The organism is Caballeronia choica, assembly GCF_001544535.1.
Classification (GTDB): domain Bacteria; phylum Pseudomonadota; class Gammaproteobacteria; order Burkholderiales; family Burkholderiaceae; genus Caballeronia; species Caballeronia choica.
This window is the reverse complement of sequence record NZ_FCON02000004.1, coordinates 76,628-98,741: the sequence shown is the minus strand read 5'-3', so window position 1 is coordinate 98,741 and position 22,114 is coordinate 76,628. Positions and strand designations below refer to the sequence as shown.

Below are 22,114 nucleotides of genomic sequence, written 5' to 3'. Positions count from 1 at the left end.
CTACCGTCGCCGTCCGCCGACGAGCGCATCCGGGTTCGACACGCTCGACGTATCGCCGGCGTCGAACGCCAGGATATTCTTGAACGCCGCGCTGAAATAAAGCTCGTAGCTCTCGTGCTCGACATAGCCGATGTGCGGCGTGCAGATCACGTTTTCCATCCGCAGCAAGCCGTAGCCCTGCAGGATCGGCTCGCTTTCATAAACGTCGATGGCGACCATCCCCGGTCGATTGTGGTGCAGCGCGTTCAAAAGCGCGTTTTCCTCGAGCAATTCGGCGCGGCTCGTGTTGACGAAGAGCGCGGTCGGCTTCATGCGCATCAGGTCCTGCTGCGTGACGATGCCGCGCGTGTCGTCGTGCATGCGCAGATGCAGCGTCAGCACGTCGCTCTGTTCGAAGAGCGCCTCGCGGTTCTCCGCGATGTCGTATCCATGTTCGCGCGCCAGTTCCAGCGAATGTTCGCGGCCGTGAACCAGCACGTTCATCCCGAACGCCTTGCCGTAGCCCGCGACGAGCCGGCCGATCTTGCCGTAGCCCCAGATGCCGAGCGTTTGCCCGCGCAAAACCTGCCCGAGACCGAAATTCGGCGGCAGCGCGGACGTCTTCAGCCCCGATTGCTGCCACGCGCCCTGCTTCAGGTTCGCCACGTATTGCGGAATGCGGCGCTGCGCTGCCATGATCAGCGCCCAGGTCAGCTCGGCGGGCGCGATCGGCGAGCCGGTGCCTTCCAGCACGGCGATCCCGCGTTCGGTACAGGCGTCGATATCGATGTGTCCGCCGCCCGCCTTGCCCGTCTGGCTGATCATGCGCAGGCGCGGCAGCTTGTCGAGCAATTGCGAGTTGATTCGCGTGCGCTCGCGGATCAGGACGAGCGCATCGACTTCCGACAGTCTGCTAGCCAACTGTCCGAGACCGCGCACCGTGTTATTGAACACTTTGACCTCTTGGTCATCGAGCAGATGGAAGCATTCCAGCTTGCGGACCGCGTCCTGGTAGTCGTCGAGGATGGCGATTTTCATGGGTATCGATTGGCTTTTGTTGGGCATCAAACGTGCTGCGTACGATCTGTGGAAGAAAATAGGCGGGCTAACTTCGGGTAATTACCGATAAATTCGGCGATTGCGACGTTATTGCACCGCGTCAAGAAATTCAAGCAGTCGAGTGGTATGCTTGAACTCCATTTTTTGGGAACAGTGAACGGACGTACTAAAACAGTCCGCATGCGAAAAATGCCGGTAAATCCGCTTTTCGGCCAGGAGGCAAGGCAACTTAGTATCTCTTTTTAACAGTTTGTTCCGTGCCGACGCAAGCCGCGATTCCAGACGGCTCGGCCCAGGCAAGCTGCGTGGCTCATCACGCCATGCCCGTTTTGCGCAATACCGGACCTCGCCGGACCCGACGTTTCGCGTGACCACTGCCGCCCAACGTCGTGAAGGTGTCGCCGGAATTGCGCTGAATGCGCCTCTCGCAAGGCAGCGTCGATGAGCGCTAACCGTTTTCATCCTTCAAGGAACGGAGACAGCTCGATGAATCAGCCCGCAGTAGTCGAACACAACAACGCCGTCGAGATCGATGCGCCGGCGTATGTCAGGCATCGAAAGCTTCTCGACTGGGTCCAGCACGTCGCCGCGCTGACCAAGCCCGCGCGCGTCGTCTGGTGCGACGGGAGCCAGGCGGAATACGACCGCCTTTGCGACCAGATGGTTTCCGCCGGCACCCTCAAGAAGCTCAATCCCGCCAAGCGCCCCAACTCCTTCCTTGCCTGTTCCGATGCGACCGACGTTGCCCGCGTCGAAGATCGCACGTTCATCTGTTCGAAGCGCCCCGAGGATGCTGGCCCGACCAATAACTGGATCGATCCGCAGGAAATGCGCACGACGCTGGACGGTCTCTTCGATGGTTCGATGCGCGGCCGCACGATGTACGTCGTGCCGTTCTCGATGGGTCCGCTCGGCTCGCCGATCGCGCATATCGGCGTGGAGTTGTCGGATAGTCCGTACGTCGTGACCAACATGCGGATCATGACGCGCATGGGCCGCGCCGTGTACGACGTGCTCGGCACCGACGGCGCGTTCGTGCCATGCGTGCATTCGGTCGGCGCGCCGCTCTCGGCCGGCAAGAAGGATGTGCCGTGGCCGTGCAACGACACGAAATACATCGTCCATTTCCCCGAGTCGCGCGAAATCTGGAGCTTCGGCTCGGGCTACGGCGGCAATGCGCTCCTGGGCAAGAAGTGTTTCGCGCTGCGCATCGCCTCGACGATGGGCCGCGACGAAGGCTGGCTCGCCGAGCACATGCTGATTCTCGGCGTAACCTCGCCCGAGGGCCGCAAGTATCACGTCGCGGCGGCGTTCCCGTCGGCGTGCGGCAAGACCAACTTCGCGATGCTGATCCCGCCGTCGGACATGAACGGCTGGAAGGTGACGACGATCGGCGACGACATCGCGTGGATCAAGCCGGGCCGTGACGGGCGCCTGTACGCGATCAATCCGGAGGCCGGCTATTTCGGCGTCGCGCCGGGCACGAGCGAAAAAACCAACTTCAACGCGATGGCGACGCTGAAGGAAAACGTGATCTTCACGAACGTTGCACTGACCGACGACGGCGACGTCTGGTGGGAAGGCATGACCGACACGCCGCCGGCGCACCTGATCGACTGGCAGGGACGCGACTGGACGCCGGAACTCGCGAAGGAAACCGGCGCGAAGGCCGCGCATCCGAACGCGCGCTTCACGGCGCCGGCGTCGCAATGTCCGTCGATCGACCCAGACTGGGAAAATCCGGCGGGCGTGCCGATCGACGCGTTCATCTTCGGCGGCCGGCGCTCGAACACGGTGCCACTCGTGACCGAAGCGCGCGACTGGAAGGAAGGCGTCTACATGGCCGCGACGATGGGTTCCGAAACCACGGCCGCCGCAGCGGGCCAGCAGGGCGTCGTGCGTCGCGATCCGTTCGCGATGTTGCCGTTCTGCGGCTACAACATGAGCGACTACTTCGGCCATTGGCTGAAGATGGGCGAACGGCTCGACGCGATGCAGGCAAAGCCGCCGAAGTTCTTCTGCGTCAACTGGTTCCGCAAGGGCGACGACGGCAAGTTCGTCTGGCCGGGATTCGGCGAGAACATGCGCGTGCTGAACTGGATGGTCGGGCGCATCGAAGGGACGGCGCAGGGTGAGGAGCACGCGTTCGGCATCTCGCCGCGGTACGAGGACATCGATTGGGGCGACCTAGGTTTCACCCGCGCGCAGTTCGAACAGGTGATTTCCGTCAACGATTCGGCATGGCGCGACGAGTTGGCGCTGCACGACGAACTTTTCACGAAGCTTCAGCAGGGCTTGCCGGAAGAATTGCCGGCGGCGAAAGCCGCCATGGAAAGGCGGTTGGCTGCCTGATCCCGGTCGCAACCATTAGCCTCATTTTTTAAACCAATCCCTAATATCGGCTTCCGCGCACGCGGACCCGGTATTAGGGCTGTCTCTCCCGCCAAAACTGGCGCGGCCAGCACCTCGAGTTCTCCCCGACCTACGCAAAGACCCCACGCCGGCGTTGTGCGCTGCGCAACAATCAGGAATTTATCCCGTTTTAGGGGCGCAAACCCGCAAGCTTTCGCCGAAAAAACACCAAGAATCGGCAACTTCTGCACGATTTCGCCAGTCCTAGGATAATTCGCGATTGCGTTGGATCAAGATTTAGGAAAGCCGCGCTTGCGGCAGGAGTTGTCTGATGGATCATTTGCAGTCGATGAGAGTGTTCGTGCGTGTGGCGGACCTCGGAAGTTTCGTCCGGGCGGCCAATGCGATGGATATCTCGAACGCGGTGGCGACGCGCCACATCGCGGACCTGGAAGGGCGCCTTGGTACGCGTTTGCTGAACCGCACGACGCGCAGTCTTTCGCTGACCGAGTCCGGCCAGGTCTATCTGGAGCGCGCGCGGCAGATTCTCGATGAACTCGAGGACGTCGAACAGATGGTAGTTGCGCGCAACCACGAGCCGGTCGGCTCGCTGCGGATCGTCGCGCCGGTCGTGTTCGGGCTGCACAATCTTGCGCCGGTCCTGCAAACCTACGCCCAGCGCTACCCGAAGGTCATTCCCGATGTCACGCTCGTCGACCGGCAAGTCGATCTCGTGGAAGAAGGTTTCGATGTCGGCATCGTGATCGCGCGGCAGGTGAGGAGTTCGAGCGTCGTGACACGGCGTCTGACGACCGGCTGCATGATCGTCTGCGCGACGCCGGACTTCCTCGAAACGCACGGCACGCCGACGCGTCCCGAAGATCTGCTCGCGCATCCTTGTCTGAGCCTGCCGGCGGAATACGGGGGCGACGAGCGCGTGTTCACTGGCCCGGAAGGCGAGGTGCATGTGCGGCCGTCGAATGTGATCGTCGCGAACAATACGGAAATGCTGCGGCAATTCGCGCTGCTCGGCATGGGCATCGCGATCCTGCCGAGTTATCTGATCGGCAACGACACGACGCGCGGAACCCTGGTGCGGCTGCTTTCCGACTACCGGCTGCCGAAGGTCGAGATCAACGTCGCGTATCCGAGCCGCCGCCATTTGCCGGCGAAGGTGCGGACCTTCATCGACCATCTCGTCGAACATTTCAGCCAGACGCCGAATCACCAGCTCGGCGAGCAGTGGCTCAAGGATGGCCTCGTCAAGCCCGGATCGGCCGCGTTGAACGATGACGCGTCCGAGCCGCTGGTCGCGCATGCGGCGTATGCGCACGGTCCGGAAGGCGCGCCGCCGCCGACAGCGACGGTGGCGCGTCCGATCGACGGCGAACTCGGGCCGAAGCTCGCGAAGCCGGCGCGGTCGAGGATCCGGATGCCGGCGCATTCGCCATATTGATCGAAAGCGCCTGACGATAAAAAAGGCCCGTGAATCGCTTCACGGGCCTTTTTCGTGGTCGAGCCGAATTGGCGTCAGCCGGTTTTGCGTGCGGTGGTTTTCTTCGCGGCCGCCTTCTTGGCCGGTGCTTTTTTGGCCGCGACCTTCGTCGTCTTTTTGGCGGCGGCTACCGCGACATCGCCGTCGCCATCATCTTCACCGCTCTCGACAGGCGCCGCAGCCGCGCCGCGCTTGACCGCCGTCTTGGCACCCGGCTTCGGCTCCTTCTTCTCGAACTCGAAGCCGATCTTGCCGTCCGGCTGCTTGACGAGAAACGCCTTGAAATTGCGCCCGGTCCGCGACGACTTGAAGTTCGTCAGCAGGTCCGTGCGGCCTTCCTCGAGCAGCTTCTCCATCTGATCGCGCGCGATTTCCTGCTGCAGAATCACCTTCCCCGAGCGGAAATCACACGTCTTCGGATTCGACACCGAGTTTTCGCAGACGTAGCTCATGCCATGCTCATACACGCGCGACCGGCATTTCGGACAGTGCCCGACCGGCGTCTGCTCCGAGAAATCGGGCGGTTCGCCGTCTTCGCCGCCGGAGTCCTGGCCGAAGTCGAATTCGAGCTTGTAGTTCTTGATCTCGTCATCCAGCGACAGCTTGAGAATCGCCGAGAACGGCCGGCCCATCTTGCTGCGGAATCCCGACAGCGGCCCGATCGTCTTCTCTTTCAGCAATACCTCGACTTCCGGAATCTCGAACTGGCGGCCGCCGGGAATTTTCGAAATCGAGAATTCGCACTTCGAGCACGCAAACCGGCGATAGTTTTCCTTCACCTGCCCGCCGCAATTCGGACACGGCGTTTCGAGCGTCGCGTAGTCGCCGGGGATCGTGTCGGAATCGTATTCCTTCGCGCGCTTGACGATCGTCTGCGTCATGCGTGCGATTTCCTGCATGAACGTATCGCGATGCAGATTGCCGCGCTCCATCTGCGAGAGCTTGTGCTCCCACTCGCCGGTGAGTTCGGGCGCGGTCAGTTCCTCGACGCCGAGTCCGCGCAGGAGCGTCATCAACTGGAACGCCTTCGCGGTGGGGATCAGTTCGCGGCCTTCGCGGACGATGTACTTTTCGCCGAGCAGCCCTTCGATGACTGCCGCGCGCGTCGCCGGCGTGCCGAGGCCCTTCGCCGCCATCGCTTCGCGGAATTCTTCGTCTTCGATGAGCTTGCCCGCGCCTTCCATCGCCGAGAGCAGCGACGCTTCGTTGTAGCGCGCGGGCGGCTTGGTCACGAGGCCATGGGCCGCGACCTTTTCGACGTCGACTTTTTCATCCTTCTGCACCGGCACGAGGTTGGCGTCTTCGCCGCCCACTTCCTTGCCGTAGACCTGCAGCCAACCCGGTTCGACGAGCACCTTGCCTTCGGTCTTGAAGTGATGCCCGGCGACTTCGGTGATACGCGTCGTGACGAGATACTCTGCCGCCGGAAAAAACACGGCCAAAAAGCGCTTCACGACGAGGTCGTAAAGCTTCTGTTCCGGCTCGGACAGCGCCTTCGGCGCCTGCAGCGTCGGGATGATGGCGAAGTGATCGCTGATCTTCGAATTGTCGAAGATGCGCTTGTTCGGCTTCACCCAGCCCTTGTCGAGCACCTGCTTCGCGTGCGGGAGATAGTTGTTGCTCTCCTTCAGCATCGTGAGCGTGTCCTTCACCGTCGCGAGGTAATCCTCCGGCAGCGCGCGTGCGTCGGTACGCGGGTAGGTCAGCACCTTGTGCTTTTCATACAGCGCCTGCGCGAGACCGAGCGTGTTCTTCGCCGAAAAGCCGAAACGGCCGTTGGCTTCGCGCTGGAGGCTCGTCAGGTCGAAGAGGAGCGGCGACATCTGCGTCGACGGCTTCGATTCTTCCGTGACCGTTCCAGTCTTGCCGCGACAGGCCGCGACAACCGATTCGGCCGCCGCGAGGCTCCAGAGCCGCGAATCGCGCTGCTCGGGATCGTTGTCGGCGCGCTTGAATTTCGGGTCGAACCAGCGGCCTTCGTACAGGCCCTTCGCGGCAATGAACTCAGCGCGCACTTCCCAATAATCGCGCGGCACGAAGCGGCGGATCTTCTCCTCGCGTTCGACGACGATCGACAACGTTGGCGTCTGAACGCGCCCGACCGTCGTCAGGAAAAAGCCGCCGCCCTTGCTGTTGAACGCGGTCATCGCACGCGTGCCGTTGATGCCGACGAGCCAGTCCGCTTCCGAGCGGCAGCGGGCGGCGTCGGCGAGCGGCTGCATATCCGCGTCGCTGCGCAGATGCGCGAAGCCGTCGCGAATCGAGCCCGCCGTCATCGACTGGAGCCACAGGCGTTGCACCGGCTGCTTGGCCTTCGCGTGCTGCGCGATCAGGCGAAAGATCAGCTCGCCCTCGCGCCCGGCGTCGCAGGCGTTGATCAGGCGGTCGATGTCCTTGCGCTTGAGCAGCCTCGTCAGCACCTTCAGGCGCGATTCGCTTTTCGCGATCGGATTCAGGTCGAAATGCGGCGGAATGACGGGCAGATTGGCGAAACTCCACTTGCCGCGCTTGACGTCGTATTCCTCGGGCGCCGCGATCTCCAACAAGTGGCCGACAGCGGACGAAAGCACGTAGTCGTCGCTTTCGTAGTATTCGTCATGCTTGGTGAAGCCGCCCAGCGCGCGCGCGATGTCGTTCGCGACAGATGGCTTCTCGGCGATGATCAGGGCTTTGGACATGACTCGATTTGGTTGGGACTGGCTTGGGGCTCCGGTTTGGGACCCTTTAACGCCGCTTTATAGCACACGGCAGGCGCCGCGCGCCTTCCGTGTCATATAAAAGCGGCCTGTCGAATAGTGTGCGCCGACGTTTCGCGAACTGCGCGGAAGGCCGATTTGGTGCGTGAGCGCCGGCTAGGCGTCGGCGAGCGCGGGCCGCAATTTCGGCGCGCCGACGATGCCGGGCAACGCGGTCAGGTCGACCAGCATGCGCTCCACGATCGATGCCTGCGGCAGCACGGTGCCGAAGAAGCGCGTCGTGATGGCGTCTTCGATCAGGATCGTCGGGAAGTTCTCGACGTCGAGATCGTCGAAGCGATCCGCCTGGTTCTCTATGTCGATCCATGCGAAGCAGATGTCCGGATGCGCGTCGGCGAGCCGGTCGAAGCCCGCGCGATACTCGCGGCACGTCCCGCACCAGTCCGCGCACAGGCAGGCGACGAAGAGCGTATCGGGCTCGCCGATACGCTCGGCGATCTGCTCGGCGTCGGTGTCGAGATTCAGCGCGGGCATGGTGTTCCTTGACAGTCCTTTTGTATGGCGCAGGCGGGCATTTCTGCCAGTATTTTCAGCGAATGTAGCATGATCCCGCATGATCAGCGCTCGATGCGAACGAAGCGGCCTCCCGGCAGCGTCTCGATCCGACCGGCCAGTTCGAGTTGCAGCAACAGGCTTTGCAGCATCGCGCCTTCCAGTTCGGTGCGCGCCGCGAGGATTTCAAGTGTCGTGGGCGAATGGCCGAGCGCGGTGAGCAGGCGGTCGGTGTCGGGGTCTGATGCGGGCGGCGGCGCGGCGCGGGCCGATGCCCAGGATGCGGTGGCGGGCGGCGGGTGCGGTATGTCGGCAGGTGGGCTGTCCGACCAATCGTCCGCGATCGGGGTGCCGCTGCGCCCCTGCGCTGGCTTGTCGCCGGTGTCGTTTTTCGCCGTTCCGCTCTTGTGTCGGCGCAGTCCTGTTCTCGTCGTCCCGCTCACGTGCCGCCGGGTTTCTCTCTCGCCTACAGTCGCAACCGCCAATCCGAACTCCTCCAACACGTCCTCCGGCGTTTCGACGAGCTTCGCGCCCTGCCTGATCATCCGGTGGCAGCCGCGTGCGAGCGGCGCGTGGATCGAACCGGGCATCGCGAACACGTCGCGGCCCATCTCGTTCGCGAGCCGCGCGGTGATCAGCGAGCCGGATCGCATTGCCGCCTCGACGATCAGCACGCCGCCGACGAGCCCCGCGATGATCCGGTTGCGCTGCGGGAAGTTCTCCGACCGCGCGGGCGTGCCGAGCGGCCATTCGGAGACGATGGCGCCAAGCTCGGCGATCCGGTGCGCCAGCTCGCGATTTTTCGACGGATACACGAGGTCCGCTCCCGTGCCGATCACGGCGATGGTGCTCGCGGCGCCTTCGAGCGCGCCGCCATGCGCGGCGGCGTCGATGCCGAGCGCGAGCCCCGAGACGACGGTAAGCCCAGCGTCCGCCAGCGCGCGGGCGAAGCGCCGCGCGTCCTCGATGCCCTGGGGCGTCGCGCTGCGGCTGCCGACTATCGCGACGGCGCGCATCTGCAGCAATTCCAGACGTCCCTTTACATATAGCAGCGGCGGCGGATCGGGCATCGTGAGCAGTGCGCGCGGATAGGCAGTGTCGGCGAGCGTGAGCACGTGATTTCCAGCGGCCGACGCCCATTCGACGGCGCGCTCCACGTATTCGTCGAAGCCGTGGTCAAAGCGCGGCGGCGGCGCGAGCACGGCCTTTGCAGCGTCGCCGCCGGCGATCGTGGCCAGCGCCGAGAACGACTGCGCAAGCACCGCCTGCGGGCTGCCGAATTCCGCGAGCAGCGCACGCAGCGCGATGGGGCGCAGGCCGCTCGCATGAGCGAGCCGAAGCCACGCGCGCAACTCGTCGACAGGCGCGGGAGCCAGTTCTGGCGCGGCGCGGACGGTCAGCAGGGCAGCAGTCGTCATGTTAAAATTTTCATATTCCGAAACACAAAAAGGGTCGTCGTCCGGTCGCGCCTGCGTGCATGCAACGCGGCGCCGTCCAGGTCCGGCGGCGTTGAATCGACAGGATTCAGCCGCTTATCTTCCGTACCCCGGCACCCACCCGCAACCTGGCCGAATGGCCGACTTTCGCGCGCCGCAGTGCGCGCCGATAATCCGAAACATGGCTCTGCTCAAAATTCTTCACTACCCGGACAAGCGGCTGAACAAGGTGGCGAAGCCCGTCGCCGTCGTCGATGACCGCATTCGCAAGCTCGTCGCCGACATGGCCGAGACGATGTACTCCGCGCCCGGCGTCGGCCTCGCGGCCACGCAGGTGGACGTGCACGAGCGTGTGATCGTGATCGACGTATCGGACGCGCACGACGAGTTGCAGGTCTTCATCAACCCGGAGATCGTCTGGGAGAGCGACGCACTGAAGGAGTGGGAAGAGGGCTGCTTGTCGGTGCCCGGCATCTACGATTTCGTCGAGCGTCAGGAAAAAGTGCGCGTGAAGGCGCTCAACGAGAAGGGCGAATCCTTCGAAATCGAGTGCGAAGGGCTGCTCGCCGTGTGCATCCAGCACGAGATGGACCATCTGGAAGGGCACGTGTTTGTCGAATACCTGTCGCAACTGAAGCAGACACGTATTCGCGGCAAGATGAAGAAGCTCGAGAAGGCGCTGTAAGGCCCGTTTCGTCACTGATGTATTTGCAGGTTGCCTGATCGATGACCCAATCGCTGCGTGTCGTTTTTGCCGGAACCCCGGAGTTTGCCGCCGCCGCGCTAGCGGCCATCCACGCAGCGGGATTCAGCGTGCCGCTCGTGCTGACGCAACCGGACCGGCCGGCCGGGCGCGGCATGAAGCTGACGGCGAGTCCGGTGAAGCGCTTCGCGCTGGAGCGCGACCTGAAAGTCGCCCAGCCGACTTCGCTGCGCCGTAATGGCAAGTATCCGCAGGAAGCGTCGGCGGCCATCGACATGCTGCGCGCCACGCCGCACGATGTGATGGTGGTCGCCGCTTACGGGTTGATCCTGCCGCAGGAAGTCCTCGATATCGCGCCGCACGGCTCGATCAACATTCACGGGTCGCTGTTGCCGCGCTGGCGTGGCGCCGCGCCGATCCATCGCGCGATCGAGGCAGGCGACGCTGAAACCGGCATCACGCTGATGCAGATGGACGCCGGCCTCGACACGGGCGCGATGATCCGCGAAGCGCGCGTATCGATCCTGCCCGACGATACGACCGGAAGCCTGCATGACCGTCTGGCGCAACTCGGCGCGGATCTGATCGTGCAGGCGCTGCGCGATCTCGAACGCGACGGCGCGCTCCCGTCGACGCCTCAGCCGGACGAAGGCGCGACCTACGCGGAGAAAATCGCCAAGCACGAAGCGGCGCTCGACTGGCGCCGTCCCGCCGACGCGCTTGCGCGTCAGGTTCGTGCGTTCGATCCGTTTCCCGGCGCGTTCGGCACGCTCGACGGTGTCGCGGTGAAAATCTGGGCGGCCGGAGTTTCGGACGCGGCCCCAGCGGCGGAACCGGGCACGATCGTCGCGGTTTCGACGGACGGCGTGGTCGTCGCGTGCGGCGAAGGTGCGCTGCGGCTCACGCAATTGCAGAAGCCGGGCGGCAAGCGCCTGCCGGTGCGCGAATTCCTCACCGGCGCGAATTTCGAAATCGGCCAGCGTTTCGCGATCCCCGAATCGGCGGCCAAAGCGTAGGCCAGCCGCAGGGCTTCTGCATGAAGCCTGTCGTCACGCCTCAAGCCGTACGGCCAAGGCTCCAGGCGCTAGAATCAAAGACTCAGAATAACGAGTCGCCTGGAGTCCTCCGATGCTCGGCATTACCAGTTTCACCCTCTTTCTCGTCGCAGTCTTCCTGCTGAACGTCACGCCTGGCCCCGACACCGCCTACATCGTCGGGCGCAGCGTCGCGCAGGGCCGTGGCGCGGGCATCGTGTCGGCGCTCGGCATATCGGCCGGCTGCATCGTGCATACGCTTGCGTGCGCGTTCGGCCTGACGGCGCTGCTGGCGGCATCGGCGACGGCTTTCACCGTCGTCAAGTTTGCCGGCGCAATCTATTTGATCTATCTCGGCTTGCGGTTGATCTTCGCCAATCCGGACGCCAAAACCGGCACGGACGACACGCCGAACGCCAAAACCGCACCCAAGTCGCTGCGCCAGCTTTTCGCGCAAGGATTCGTCACGAACGTGCTGAATCCGAAGGTCGTGTTGTTCTTCGTGTCGTTCTTCCCGCAGTTCGTCGCAGCCGACAGTCCGCACAAGGTGCTGGCGTTCCTCGCGCTCGGCCTCGTCTTCATCCTGATGAGCACCGTCTGGAACAGTTTCGTCGCATGGATCGCGGGCAGCGTGACGCAACGCTTTGCCGGCAAGCCGGGCGTGAAACGCTGGCTGGACCGGGGCGTTGGCAGCGGATTTGTCGGACTTGGAATAAAGCTCGCGACTTCACACAGGTAATTGAATTATCGGACGACGCCCATATCTAACGTTTTGCTTACAACCGTGGGCCGGGGCGATCGTGCTGCGGGCCATTCGCGCGAGACGCGCATCTGATAAAGGGTGAGGAGTTCAAGACATGTTCAATTGGGTCAAAACCGCGATGCTGATGGCAGCGATCACGGCCCTTTTTGTCGTTATCGGTGGAATGATCGGCGGGTCGAAGGGGATGATGCTCGCGCTCCTCGTCGCGCTCGGCATGAATTTCTTTTCGTACTGGTTCTCGGACAAGATGGTCCTGCGCATGTACAACGCGCAGGAAGTCGACGAAACCAGCGCGCCGCAGTTCTATCGCATGGTGCGCGATCTCGCCACGCGCGCGCAGTTGCCGATGCCGCGCGTCTACCTGATCAACGAAGACGCGCCGAACGCGTTCGCGACCGGCCGCAATCCGGAGCACGCGGCCGTCGCGGCCACGACCGGCATCCTGCGCGTGTTGTCCGAGCGCGAAATGCGCGGCGTGATGGCGCACGAACTCGCGCACGTGAAGCATCGCGACATCCTGATCTCGACCGTTTCCGCGACGATGGCCGGCGCGATCTCGGCGCTCGCGAACTTCGCGATGTTCTTCGGCGGCCGCGATTCGGAAGGCCGTCCGTCGAATCCGATTGCGAGTATCGCGGTGGCGATCCTTGCGCCGATTGCCGGCGCGCTGATCCAGATGGCGATCTCCCGTGCGCGCGAGTTCGAGGCCGACCGTGGCGGCGCGCAGATTTCCGGCGATCCGCAGGCGCTCGCAAGTGCGCTGGAGAAGATTCACGCTTACGCGTCGGGCGTGCCGTTTCCCACCGCCGAGGCGCATCCGGCCACCGCGCAGATGATGATCATGAATCCGTTGTCGGGTGGCGGCATCGCGAATCTGTTCTCGACGCACCCGGCGACTGAAGAGCGTGTCGCGCGGCTGATGGAAATGGCGCGCACGGGGCGCATGGAGTAAGGGCGCTGTCGGGTTGAACCGTGGTCACGCCGTAATCCGCCGTGAGCACGGTTCATTTTCTTTGCTTCCCGATCCAGTGGCTTGTCACGGGCTTCGCGCTTCCACCAGGAAAGCGGTTTCGACGGCGCATCATTTTTTGGGGATTGCCGGCTTGAGCGAGGAGAATGCCTTTTGCGCGGAGTCGGATATCTGTTTTTTCCCGCGCTTGAGCACTGCGACCTCTGATTTCCTCAGCAGAACGGAACCCGATGAGATACTGTGCTTCGTCGAACGTGAGCGCGTGGGGGGCGATGTTAAGGATTTCTCGGATTTCATTTCCAAACCTCGCTTCGAGTAGGTTCACGGTCTTCTGATTTGCATAGAGCTTGCCAGACCGACTTGCATTTACGATTACGACGGCCGCGACCGGGGTGCCGCCGCCCCTTATCACGAAGTCAGCTAAATCGCACAGAGTGCCTCCCAAAGTCGTCACATCATCGACAAGCACGTAATCGCGGCCGCGCTTGACTCGCCCATGAAAAGAAGGGCGAAAGTTCAGCCGTTCCATTGGGTCCGGGCCGGTGATACACCTTCGATGTCTGGACAATGTCGCGGTCCAATTCGCCGCCTCCAACTGACAGCAACGCGGATAGCACCTGTGGTATTGCGTTATCACCCGACGCCTCCCGAGCATGCGGTGCCAAAAAGATAACGTCTTCTGAAATAAAGCCTTGCACCATGAGTTCATAAACGCGATTAAGCAACGGCACCGCCAAATCGTGGACCAACTCAATCGCGGCGTCAGTTGAACCTCTCTTTGCCTCAGAGTATCGCGGGTGCGCCTTCAAATCGCCATCGTCGCGGAAGAGATAAATTGGCTCCTCGATTCTCGACGGAAAGCCAAACTCGCGCGTCGGTGCAGGGTGTGGCGCAAACTTGCCGACGAGCGATGTCTTAGCGGAGCTTTTTTGATCGTCGGGACCACTCCCGGTTGTGCGAGTAATCATCGAGCTAGTATATAACGTTGACAAAGTAAAGCAGTTGCAGGGGCGATCGACGCGCAGGCTTGGTGGTCCGGCATCTAGCGAGCGCGGCGATGTTGTCGACGGCAGGCGTCGAGCGCTGTATACAGGTGCCGGAGCGTAACATGTAGGACTGTTGTAGATCGGGGCTCGACTGGGCCGAACCGCTCGCAGGCGTTCAAAATCTATCGTTTGGTTATTCCGCTTTTCCCGAAGTCAGCACGCCATTTCATCATCCAAAGCGTCCCTTTCTGCCGCATCTCCCCCGCAAGTTACAATCCCCGTTTTGTGCGAGCCGGCATCTTGCCGCTCGACGTCCTGGCTGCCACATGACCGACAAGCCTTCCCGGCGACGCGCCGTTTCATCGTCCGATCAGGCGAGAGCGCCGTCCGACGCCCGTCTCGGCACGCTGCACCTCGCCCCCGATTCGCTTGCGTTCGCGCTCGACGGCGCGGCGCAAGCCGTCGGCGCCGTGCGCGCCGGCGCGGCGTTGCCCGCGGCGCTGCAAACCGTGATGGCCTCGACATCCCACGCGGCGGCGCGCGGCGCGACGCAGGACATCGCGTATCGCGCGATGCGCCGCCTCGCCGTCGCCGATGCGCTCCTGCACAAACTCGTGCGCAAGGCGCCGCTTCCCCATGTCTCAAACGTGCTCGTGTGCGCGTTCGCCTTGCTCGTCGACGATGAAGCGCACGCGGCGTACACGCCGTTCACGGTCGTCGACCAGGCAGTCAACGCGATTGCGGCCCGCCGCGAACTCGCTTTCGCAAAGGGCCTGGTGAACGCCGTGTTGCGCAGTTTCCTGCGCGATCGCGAAAAGCTGCTCGCCGACGTTCAGCAGGACTCGGTGGCGCGCTGGAACTACCCGGCGTGGTGGATCGACGCCGTGAAGCGCGGCCAGCCCGACGCGTGGGAAAGCATTCTGGAGGCCGGCAACCGGCAAGGTCCGCTGACGCTGCGCGTGAACACGCGCCGCACGAGCGTCGCCGCTTATCTCGACGCGCTGAAGTCCGCGAACATCGAGGCGCACATGGCCGGTGAACATGCGGTGCGCCTGCAAACGCCGATGCCGGTCGACAAGATCCCCGGCTTCGACGACGGCGTCGTCTCCGTTCAGGACGCGGGCGCGCAAGTCGCGGCGCAACTGCTCGGCGCGAAGGACGGCATGCGCGTGCTCGACGCGTGCGCGGCGCCCGGCGGCAAGACGGGGCACGTACTGGAACTGGCGAATGTCGAGTTGATCGCGCTCGAAAGCGATGCCCAGCGCGCAGGCCGGATCAGGCAGAACCTCGAGCGTCTCAAACTGGAAGCCGAAATCCGCGTGGGCGATGCGGGCGACCCCTCCGGCTGGTCCGATGGCGATCCGTTCGACCGCATCCTCGCCGACGTGCCGTGTTCGGCATCGGGCATCGTGCGGCGTCATCCTGACATCCGCTGGTTGCGCCGTCCGTCGGACATCGCGGCGCTCGTCGAAGAGCAGCGGCGCATTCTGGCTGCGCTGTGGCCGCTCGTCGCGACGGGCGGCGAACTCCTTTACGTCACGTGTTCCATCTTCCCCGAAGAGGGCGAGTTGCAGGCGCAGTGGTTTGGAGCCACGCACGAAGATGCGGTACGATTGGACGCGCCGGGGCAATTATTGCCGACTAACGCCCGCGCGAGCACCGCTTCTTCGCAAGACTCACCGGGCGGCGCGCATGGTGCGGAACCCGGTCCGGGCGAGGCGCATCGTACCCCCACCACATCGAACCGGGACGCGGAACCCATCGCGGACCACGACGGATTCTTCTACGCGCGCTTTCAGAAACGGTGACGATCAAACGCTTTTTCCCGCTTCGGCTTGTGGCCGTGGTCTGGACTGCGCTGGCTCTGCTCCTGAGCCTCGTCGCGGCCGATCCCGCACTCGCCGACCCGATCGCCGTGCAGCGGGCTTCGCTGCAGGCGGACGGCAGCGGCTGGAGCCTCGATGCCCGCTTCGATTTCGATCTCAACAGCAGCCTCGAAGACGCCGTCAACAAGGGCGTGCCGCTTTATTTCACCACTGATTTCAACCTGTCGCGGCCGCGCTGGTACTGGTTCGACGAAGAGCCGGTGAACGTCTCGCAGAGCATTCGCCTGTCGTTTCAGCCGCTGACGCGCGAGTACCGCGTATCGACGGGCGGCTTGCAACTCGGCTTCAGCTCGCTCAATGAAGCGCTCGATGTGATCAAGCACGTGACCTCGTGGCACGTCATCGATCGCATGCAGGTGAAGCCCGGCGAGACCTACAACGCATCGGTGCGCATGCAGCTCGACATCGCATTGATGCCCAAGCCCTTCCAGATCGATGCGGTCAACAATCGCGACTGGAGCCTCGCTTCCGACTGGAAGCGGTTTACCTTTACGGCGACTGAGCGTGCTAAATAAACTCCGCCGGCGTCGCACGGACATGAAAAGTTTTGTTGTTCGACTGCTGGTTTCGACCGTCGCCATCACGGCAGTGCTGCTGCTCGTGATGCTCGCGCTCGCCAGTGCGAACACGGAATTCTTCGATCGCTATTATTCGTGGCTCTACGCCGCGAACGTCGCCGTCGCGCTGACGTTCCTCGCGATCGTCACCGGGCTCTTGCTGATCATCGTGTCGCGCGTGCGGCAGGGCAAGTTCGGCACGCGGCTGCTCGCGAAGCTCGCGTTCATCTTCGCGCTCGTCGGTGTGGTGCCGGGCGCGATCATTTATGTCGTGTCGTATCAGTTCGTGTCGCGCAGCATCGAATCGTGGTTCGACGTGAACGTCGAAACCGCGCTGACATCGGGGCTCAATCTCGGGCGCGGGATGCTCGACGCCTCGCTCTCGGATTTGCAGAACAAGGGGCGCCTGATGAGCGACCAGCTCTCGAGCGCCGATCCGTCGAGCCTCACGCTCACGCTGCTTCGCTTGCGCGATCAGTTCAACGTGCAGGACGCGACCATCGTCGAGCCGATGCGCAGCGGCGGCGGCACCGCGCCCGACGTGCGCGTGGTCGCGCAGGCGTCGAGCAATTTCTCGGCGCTCGTGCCGGACAACCTGCCGACGCCGCTGATGATCAACCAGGCGCGCGATCGTCCGTATGGTGCGATCGAAGGCGAGGTCGACGGCGAGCCCGGCGCGACGGGGCCGAAGGGCGCGTTGCGCCTGCGCGTAATCGTGAAGATCCCCGATCCGACCACCACCGAATTGCAGCCCGTCGAACGCTTCCTGCAGATCGAGCAGCCCGTGAGCCAGGCGCTCGCGCACAACGCGGACGCCGTGCAGCGCGCGTATCGCGAATATCAGGAGAAGCGTCTCGGGCGGACCGGCTTGCGCAAGATGTATATCGGCACGCTGACGCTCGCGCTGTTCCTCGCGACTTTCATCGCGATGATCCTCGCGCTCGCGCTCGGCAACCAGCTCGCGCGGCCGCTGTTCCTGCTCGCGCAGGGCACGAAGGAGGTCGCCGAGGGCGACTACACGCCAAAGCGCGAAGTGAAATCGCGCGACGAACTCGGCTTTCTCACGCAGTCGTTCAACGCGATGACGCGGCAGTTGTCGGAAGCGCGCGCGGCGGTCGAGAACAATCGCATCGCGCTGGAACATTCGAAGGCGTACCTCGAAAGCATTCTCGCGAACCTGACGGCAGGCGTGTTCGTATTCGACCGGCAGTTCCGGCTGACCACCGCGAATCGCGGCGCGGAACGTATTTTCCGCCAGCCGTTCAATGCGTCGCTGAACTTGCCGCTCGAACAGATCGACGTGCTCGCCGAGTTCGGCGCGATGGTGCGCAAGGCGTTCGCCGAGCGCGACGCGGCGGCCATCGGCAGCGGGCAGCCGGTTGGCGATCGCGGTCACTGGCAGCAGCAGCTGGCCGTCGCGGTGCCCGGCGAGAACGATCCGCTTACGCTGCTCGTGCGCGGCACGCAGTTGCTGACCGCCACCGAAAGCGACACTGACGACGCCGAGACGACCGGCTACGTCGTGGTGTTCGACGACATCTCCGACGTGATCTCGGCGCAGCGCTCGGTCGCGTGGGGCGAAGTCGCGCGGCGCCTCGCGCACGAGATCAAGAATCCGCTCACGCCGATCCAGCTTTCCGCCGAGCGTTTGCAGATGAAGCTCGCGGACAAGCTCTCGCCGCACGACGCCGACGTGCTCAAGCGCGGTGCCACGACCATCGTGAACCAGGTGCAGGCGATGAAGCAGATGGTCGACGATTTCCGCGAATACGCGCGGACGCCGCCCGCAGTGCTCGGCAATCTGCAACTGAACGATCTCGTCGGGGAAGTGCTGACGCTGTACGGCATCGAAGAAGGCAAGAGCGCGATCGCCGTCGATCTCTCGAAGCTGCCGGTGATCCGCGGCGACGCGACGCAGCTTCGGCAAGTGATCCACAACCTCCTGCAAAATGCGCAGGACGCGGTAGCGGATGTGGCCGAGCCACGCGTGCTGCTGGAGACGAGGACAGTAGAATATGGCGACTCCGACTCGTCCGGACACGCGCGTGTCGCGGTGCGGCTGACGGTATCGGACAACGGCCCGGGCTTCTCCGCGCGCATACTGTCGCGCGCGTTCGAACCTTACGTCACGACCAAGGCGAAGGGCACGGGCCTGGGTCTTGCAACAGTGAAGAAAATTGTCGATGAGCACGGCGCGCGCATCGACATTCGCAATCGATCGAAAGCGGGCGATGTGATCGAAGGCGCGCAAATCTCGATCCTGTTTCTCCAACTCGCGGACGACGCCGCTCAGCCGGGCGCGACGCCGCCGGCAGCGAGCGCGGCGCCAGGCCACGGAAAGACAAAAGCAACAGTGCAGACAAGGGCAGCGTAAATGGCAACCATCCTGGTGGTAGACGACGAAATGGGTATCCGGGAATTGCTCTCGGAGATCCTGAGCGACGAGGGGCATGTGGTCGAGGCGGCGGAGAATGCGCAGCAGGCGCGCGACTACCGTCTGCGGCAGGCGCCCGATCTCGTGCTGCTCGACATCTGGATGCCCGACACCGACGGCGTGACCCTGCTCAAGGAGTGGGCCGCGCAGGGCAAGCTCACGATGCCGGTCATCATGATGTCCGGCCACGCGACCATCGATACGGCCGTCGAAGCGACCAAGATCGGCGCGCTCAACTTCCTCGAAAAGCCGATCGCGCTGCAGAAGCTGCTGAAGGCGGTGGAGCAGGGACTCGCGCACGGCACCGCGGCGACGCCGATCCTCTCGGCGACGGCCAAGCCGCCGGTGGCGGCGGGCGTGTCGAGCGTGCCGGCTGCGGCGGCGCTGCCGAGCGCGTCGGCGCTGAACTCGGGCGATTCCGGCGTCGTTGGAGCGACACAAGCGCAGGCGGGGCAGACGGCTTCGATTTCCTTCGACATCCCGTTGCGCGACGCACGCGACGCCTTCGAGCGCGCGTACTTCGAATATCATCTCGCGCGGGAGAACGGCAGCATGACGCGGGTCGCGGAGAAGACCGGGCTCGAGCGCACCCACCTGTATCGCAAGCTGAAGCAGCTTGGCGTCGATCTGGGCAAGAACAAAAGCGAGGCATAAGCGTGGTATGACGGTGGCTTGGCGGCCCCTCGACGAATTTAGGAAAATTGCCTAAAAGGGCTTGAGCGGCGGAAACCCCTTTGATATACTTTCGTTCTTCGTGGCCCGGTAGCTCAGTTGGTAGAGCAGCGGATTGAAAATCCGCGTGTCGATGGTTCGATTCCGTCCCAGGCCACCACAGTTGCAAGGAAGCCCCAAGATCCGTTCGGTTCTTGGGGCTTTTTCCTTCGTGCGCCGGTTCCCGCGATGCGCCAGCCGCGGCGCGAAAGCGCCCGCGTCGTGCTAAAATCTCAACCGATTTAAGGACTTGCCCCAATTGGCCCGCAAGTCCTTTTCGTTTCTGGCGGTTGAATGTCCGCGCGATGCGATCAAGCGCGATAAGGCGCGACCGAGCCGCTGATCCGCGAGGCAAGGCTGGCGGACGCTATCGGCATCATAAAGGCCGCGCGCGCCCGCACGAAGGCGCGCCGCCTATACTGGACGAGCCGGCCCGCGCCGGCCGCGCCGCTCGATGTGACCGCAACACTTGCACGAAGCACTCGCGCCGCGCGCCACATCAGCCACATTCACGGAGTTTCACGGTGACTCGGATAGACGCTAAGGACAGCGCGCTCGTGCTGTTTTCCGGCGGCCAGGACTCGGCCACATGCCTTGCCTGGGCACTCGAACGCTACAGGACAGTCGAGACGCTCGGCTTCGATTACGGCCAGCGGCATCGCGTGGAACTGGAGTGCCGCGAAGGTTTTCGCGCAGCCGTCACGCGCGAGTTTCCGCAGTGGGCCGAGCGGCTCGGCGAGGATCACATGATCGATCTGTCGCTGCTCGGCGCGATCAGCGATACCGCGATGACCCGCGAAATCGAAATCGAAGCGACGGCCAGCGGTTTGCCGAACACGTTCGTGCCGGGCCGCAACCTGATGTTCATGACGATCGCTGCGGCAATCGCGTATCGGCGGGGATTGAAGGTGCTGGTCGGCGGCATGTGCGAGACGGACTTTTCGGGCTATCCCGACTGCCGCGACGACACGATGAAGGCGTTGCAAGTCGCGCTCAACCTCGGCATGCAGACGCGCTACGTGCTCGAAACGCCGCTGATGTGGCTCGACAAGGCGGACACCTGGCGCCTCGCGGAACAACTTGGCGGCGAGCCGCTTGTCGAGCTGATCCGCATCGAGACACATACGTGCTACGTCGGCGAACGCGCCGAGTTGCACGACTGGGGCTTTGGCTGCGGCCAGTGTCCGGCGTGCAAGCTGCGCAAGCGCGGCTTCGAGGCGTATCGCGCGGGCGAGCAGGTCACGACCGAACCGGTCTGAATATTTTTGGGACGACAGAGCAGTCATGACGTACGCGGTAAAGGAAATTTTCTACACGTTGCAGGGCGAGGGCGCGAACGCTGGACGCCCGGCCGTGTTTTGCCGCTTCGCCGGCTGCAATCTCTGGTCCGGTCGCGAGGAAGATCGCGCCGAGGCCGTCTGCCAGTTTTGCGACACCGATTTCGTCGGCACCGATGGCGAGAACGGCGGCAAGTACCGCACGCCCGCCGATCTCGTCGCGATGATCGCTTCGCTGTGGCCGGAAGGCGAGGCGCACAAGTTCGTCGTGTGCACGGGCGGCGAGCCGATGCTGCAGATCGACCAGCCGTTCGTCGACGCGCTTCACGACGCTGGCTTCGAAATGGCAATTGAAACCAACGGCTCGCTGCCGGTGCTCGACACCATCGACTGGATTTGCGTGAGTCCGAAAGCCGATGCGCCGCTCGTCGTGACGAAGGGCAACGAGTTGAAAGTGGTCGTGCCGCAGGACAACCAGCGTCTCGCCGACTACGCGAAGCTCGACTTCGACTATTTCCTCGTGCAGCCGATGGACGGACCGTCGCGCGACATCAACACGAAGCTGGCGATCGACTGGTGCAAGCGCCATCCGAAGTGGCGCCTGTCGATGCAGACGCACAAGTACTTGAACATCCCCTGATCCAGAACGATCCCGAACGATTAAGCGATTGAGCCGACGTGCAGACGATTACCCGAAAACTCGAATTCGATGCGGGCCACCGCATCCCCGATCACCGCAGCCAGTGCCGTAACCTGCACGGCCATCGGTATGTGCTGGAGATCACGCTGCAAGGCGATCTCGTCGATACGGAAGGCGCGCCGGATCGCGGCATGGTGATGGATTTCGCCGACGTGAAATCGCTCGCGATGGAGCATCTCGTCAACAAGTGGGACCACGCTTTCATCGTCTACGAAGGCGACGGGAAAGTGCGCGAATTCCTCGATTCGATGGCGGGTCACAAGACCGTGGTGCTCGACCGGATTCCGACCGTCGAGAACATGGCGGCCGTCGCGTTCGACATCCTCGCCGACGTCTACGATGCCCACTACGGCGTGAATCTCAAGTTGAAGCGCGTGCGTCTCTACGAAACGCCGAACTGCTGGGCCGACGTCGAACGCGCCTGAGCCGCAGCGCCTCGCGCGGCCCCGGCGACGCCGCAATTGTCACGGTATCATCGCTCGATAGGCCGCTTCTGACCAGGCGGCGCACACGGAGCGAGACCC

18 protein-coding genes and 1 tRNA gene are annotated in these 22,114 nt (G+C 63.5%); 14 read left to right on the top strand and 5 right to left on the bottom strand.

Annotation, left to right across the window (positions count from 1 at the left end):
• Complete coding sequence (locus AWB68_RS03110) at positions 1–1,017, bottom strand: D-2-hydroxyacid dehydrogenase family protein (protein ID WP_087642893.1); 1,017 nt, start codon at positions 1,015–1,017, stop codon at positions 1–3.
• A 507-nt stretch (positions 1,018–1,524) separates the two neighbouring features.
• On the opposite strand from AWB68_RS03110, the gene AWB68_RS03105 reads away from it, so the two are divergent.
• Both AWB68_RS03105 and gvmR read left to right on the top strand, forming a co-directional pair.
• Positions 1,525–3,390: a phosphoenolpyruvate carboxykinase (GTP) gene (locus tag AWB68_RS03105; RefSeq protein WP_087642892.1), complete on the top strand. Its 1,866-nt coding sequence runs from the start codon at positions 1,525–1,527 to the stop codon at positions 3,388–3,390.
• A 331-nt stretch (positions 3,391–3,721) separates the two neighbouring features.
• Positions 3,722–4,846 (top strand): transcriptional regulator GvmR, encoded by a 1,125-nt coding sequence (gvmR, locus tag AWB68_RS03100; RefSeq protein WP_087642891.1) that lies wholly within the window; start codon positions 3,722–3,724, stop codon positions 4,844–4,846.
• Positions 4,847–4,920: 74 nt separating this feature from the next.
• Here gvmR and AWB68_RS03095 read toward each other — a convergent pair whose 3' ends face one another.
• The 3 genes from AWB68_RS03095 to dprA all read right to left on the bottom strand — a co-directional run bounded on the left by AWB68_RS03095 (position 4,921) and on the right by dprA (position 9,551).
• Positions 4,921–7,563 carry a DNA topoisomerase III gene (locus AWB68_RS03095; RefSeq protein WP_087642890.1) on the bottom strand — a complete coding sequence of 881 codons (2,643 nt, stop codon included), beginning with the start codon at positions 7,561–7,563 and terminating at the stop codon, positions 4,921–4,923.
• A 174-nt stretch (positions 7,564–7,737) separates the two neighbouring features.
• Complete coding sequence (locus tag AWB68_RS03090) at positions 7,738–8,115, bottom strand: thioredoxin family protein (RefSeq protein WP_087642889.1); 378 nt, start codon at positions 8,113–8,115, stop codon at positions 7,738–7,740.
• Between the two features lie 83 nt (positions 8,116–8,198).
• Complete coding sequence (gene dprA / locus AWB68_RS03085) at positions 8,199–9,551, bottom strand: DNA-processing protein DprA (RefSeq protein ID WP_087642888.1); 1,353 nt, start codon at positions 9,549–9,551, stop codon at positions 8,199–8,201.
• 199 nt (positions 9,552–9,750) lie between these two features.
• Here dprA and def point away from each other — a divergent pair, with 199 nt between their 5' ends.
• From def to htpX, 4 genes are all read left to right on the top strand, one after another.
• Positions 9,751–10,254 (top strand): peptide deformylase, encoded by a 504-nt coding sequence (def, locus tag AWB68_RS03080; RefSeq protein WP_087642935.1) that lies wholly within the window; start codon positions 9,751–9,753, stop codon positions 10,252–10,254.
• Positions 10,255–10,295: 41 nt separating this feature from the next.
• A complete protein-coding gene (fmt, locus tag AWB68_RS03075) occupies positions 10,296–11,288 on the top strand; it encodes a methionyl-tRNA formyltransferase (RefSeq protein WP_087642887.1) in 993 nt (330 codons plus the stop codon).
• Between the two features lie 112 nt (positions 11,289–11,400).
• Positions 11,401–12,045 carry a LysE family translocator gene (locus AWB68_RS03070; RefSeq protein ID WP_087642886.1) on the top strand — a complete coding sequence of 215 codons (645 nt, stop codon included), beginning with the start codon at positions 11,401–11,403 and terminating at the stop codon, positions 12,043–12,045.
• A gap of 118 nt (positions 12,046–12,163) precedes the next feature.
• Positions 12,164–13,021, top strand: coding sequence for a zinc metalloprotease HtpX (gene htpX / locus AWB68_RS03065; protein ID WP_087642885.1), 858 nt, complete (start codon positions 12,164–12,166; stop codon positions 13,019–13,021).
• Positions 13,022–13,073: 52 nt separating this feature from the next.
• Here htpX and AWB68_RS49250 read toward each other — a convergent pair whose 3' ends face one another.
• Positions 13,074–13,568: a conjugal transfer protein TraN gene (locus tag AWB68_RS49250; RefSeq protein ID WP_235028178.1), complete on the bottom strand. Its 495-nt coding sequence runs from the start codon at positions 13,566–13,568 to the stop codon at positions 13,074–13,076.
• A 783-nt stretch (positions 13,569–14,351) separates the two neighbouring features.
• On the opposite strand from AWB68_RS49250, the gene rsmB reads away from it, so the two are divergent.
• From rsmB to queD, 8 genes are all read left to right on the top strand, one after another.
• A complete protein-coding gene (rsmB, locus tag AWB68_RS03055) occupies positions 14,352–15,833 on the top strand; it encodes a 16S rRNA (cytosine(967)-C(5))-methyltransferase RsmB (RefSeq protein WP_087642884.1) in 1,482 nt (493 codons plus the stop codon).
• Positions 15,830–16,426 carry a DUF4390 domain-containing protein gene (locus AWB68_RS03050; RefSeq protein WP_087642883.1) on the top strand — a complete coding sequence of 199 codons (597 nt, stop codon included), beginning with the start codon at positions 15,830–15,832 and terminating at the stop codon, positions 16,424–16,426. Before rsmB ends, AWB68_RS03050 begins: the two co-directional genes overlap by 4 nt.
• Positions 16,427–16,448: 22 nt before the next feature.
• Positions 16,449–18,842: a sensor histidine kinase gene (locus AWB68_RS03045; RefSeq protein WP_087642882.1), complete on the top strand. Its 2,394-nt coding sequence runs from the start codon at positions 16,449–16,451 to the stop codon at positions 18,840–18,842.
• Positions 18,843–19,556, top strand: a complete 714-nt coding sequence (gene esaR, locus AWB68_RS03040; protein ID WP_087642881.1) for a response regulator transcription factor EsaR — start codon at positions 18,843–18,845, stop codon at positions 19,554–19,556.
• Between the two features lie 102 nt (positions 19,557–19,658).
• Positions 19,659–19,734: transfer RNA gene (locus AWB68_RS03035), tRNA-Phe, on the top strand.
• A 403-nt stretch (positions 19,735–20,137) separates the two neighbouring features.
• A complete protein-coding gene (queC, locus tag AWB68_RS03025) occupies positions 20,138–20,872 on the top strand; it encodes a 7-cyano-7-deazaguanine synthase QueC (protein WP_087642879.1) in 735 nt (244 codons plus the stop codon).
• Positions 20,873–20,897: 25 nt separating this feature from the next.
• Positions 20,898–21,530 (top strand): 7-carboxy-7-deazaguanine synthase, encoded by a 633-nt coding sequence (gene queE, locus AWB68_RS03020; protein ID WP_087642878.1) that lies wholly within the window; start codon positions 20,898–20,900, stop codon positions 21,528–21,530.
• A gap of 38 nt (positions 21,531–21,568) precedes the next feature.
• A complete protein-coding gene (gene queD / locus AWB68_RS03015) occupies positions 21,569–22,015 on the top strand; it encodes a 6-carboxytetrahydropterin synthase QueD (protein ID WP_087642877.1) in 447 nt (148 codons plus the stop codon).
• The last annotated feature ends 99 nt before the right edge of the window (positions 22,016–22,114 follow it).

What these genes read in the sequence shown, in the direction of transcription:
- AWB68_RS03110 (WP_087642893.1), bottom strand. Translation starts at nt 1,017, where the DNA reads ATGAAAATCGCCATCCTCGACGACTACCAGGACGCGGTCCGCAAGCTG.
- AWB68_RS03105 (WP_087642892.1), top strand. Translation starts at nt 1,525, where the DNA reads ATGAATCAGCCCGCAGTAGTCGAACACAACAACGCCGTCGAGATCGAT.
- gvmR (WP_087642891.1), top strand. Translation starts at nt 3,722, where the DNA reads ATGGATCATTTGCAGTCGATGAGAGTGTTCGTGCGTGTGGCGGACCTC.
- AWB68_RS03095 (WP_087642890.1), bottom strand. Translation starts at nt 7,563, where the DNA reads ATGTCCAAAGCCCTGATCATCGCCGAGAAGCCATCTGTCGCGAACGAC.
- AWB68_RS03090 (WP_087642889.1), bottom strand. Translation starts at nt 8,115, where the DNA reads ATGCCCGCGCTGAATCTCGACACCGACGCCGAGCAGATCGCCGAGCGT.
- dprA (WP_087642888.1), bottom strand. Translation starts at nt 9,551, where the DNA reads ATGACGACTGCTGCCCTGCTGACCGTCCGCGCCGCGCCAGAACTGGCT.
- def (WP_087642935.1), top strand. Translation starts at nt 9,751, where the DNA reads ATGGCTCTGCTCAAAATTCTTCACTACCCGGACAAGCGGCTGAACAAG.
- fmt (WP_087642887.1), top strand. Translation starts at nt 10,296, where the DNA reads ATGACCCAATCGCTGCGTGTCGTTTTTGCCGGAACCCCGGAGTTTGCC.
- AWB68_RS03070 (WP_087642886.1), top strand. Translation starts at nt 11,401, where the DNA reads ATGCTCGGCATTACCAGTTTCACCCTCTTTCTCGTCGCAGTCTTCCTG.
- htpX (WP_087642885.1), top strand. Translation starts at nt 12,164, where the DNA reads ATGTTCAATTGGGTCAAAACCGCGATGCTGATGGCAGCGATCACGGCC.
- AWB68_RS49250 (WP_235028178.1), bottom strand. Translation starts at nt 13,568, where the DNA reads ATGGAACGGCTGAACTTTCGCCCTTCTTTTCATGGGCGAGTCAAGCGC.
- rsmB (WP_087642884.1), top strand. Translation starts at nt 14,352, where the DNA reads ATGACCGACAAGCCTTCCCGGCGACGCGCCGTTTCATCGTCCGATCAG.
- AWB68_RS03045 (WP_087642882.1), top strand. Translation starts at nt 16,449, where the DNA reads ATGAAAAGTTTTGTTGTTCGACTGCTGGTTTCGACCGTCGCCATCACG.
- esaR (WP_087642881.1), top strand. Translation starts at nt 18,843, where the DNA reads ATGGCAACCATCCTGGTGGTAGACGACGAAATGGGTATCCGGGAATTG.
- queE (WP_087642878.1), top strand. Translation starts at nt 20,898, where the DNA reads ATGACGTACGCGGTAAAGGAAATTTTCTACACGTTGCAGGGCGAGGGC.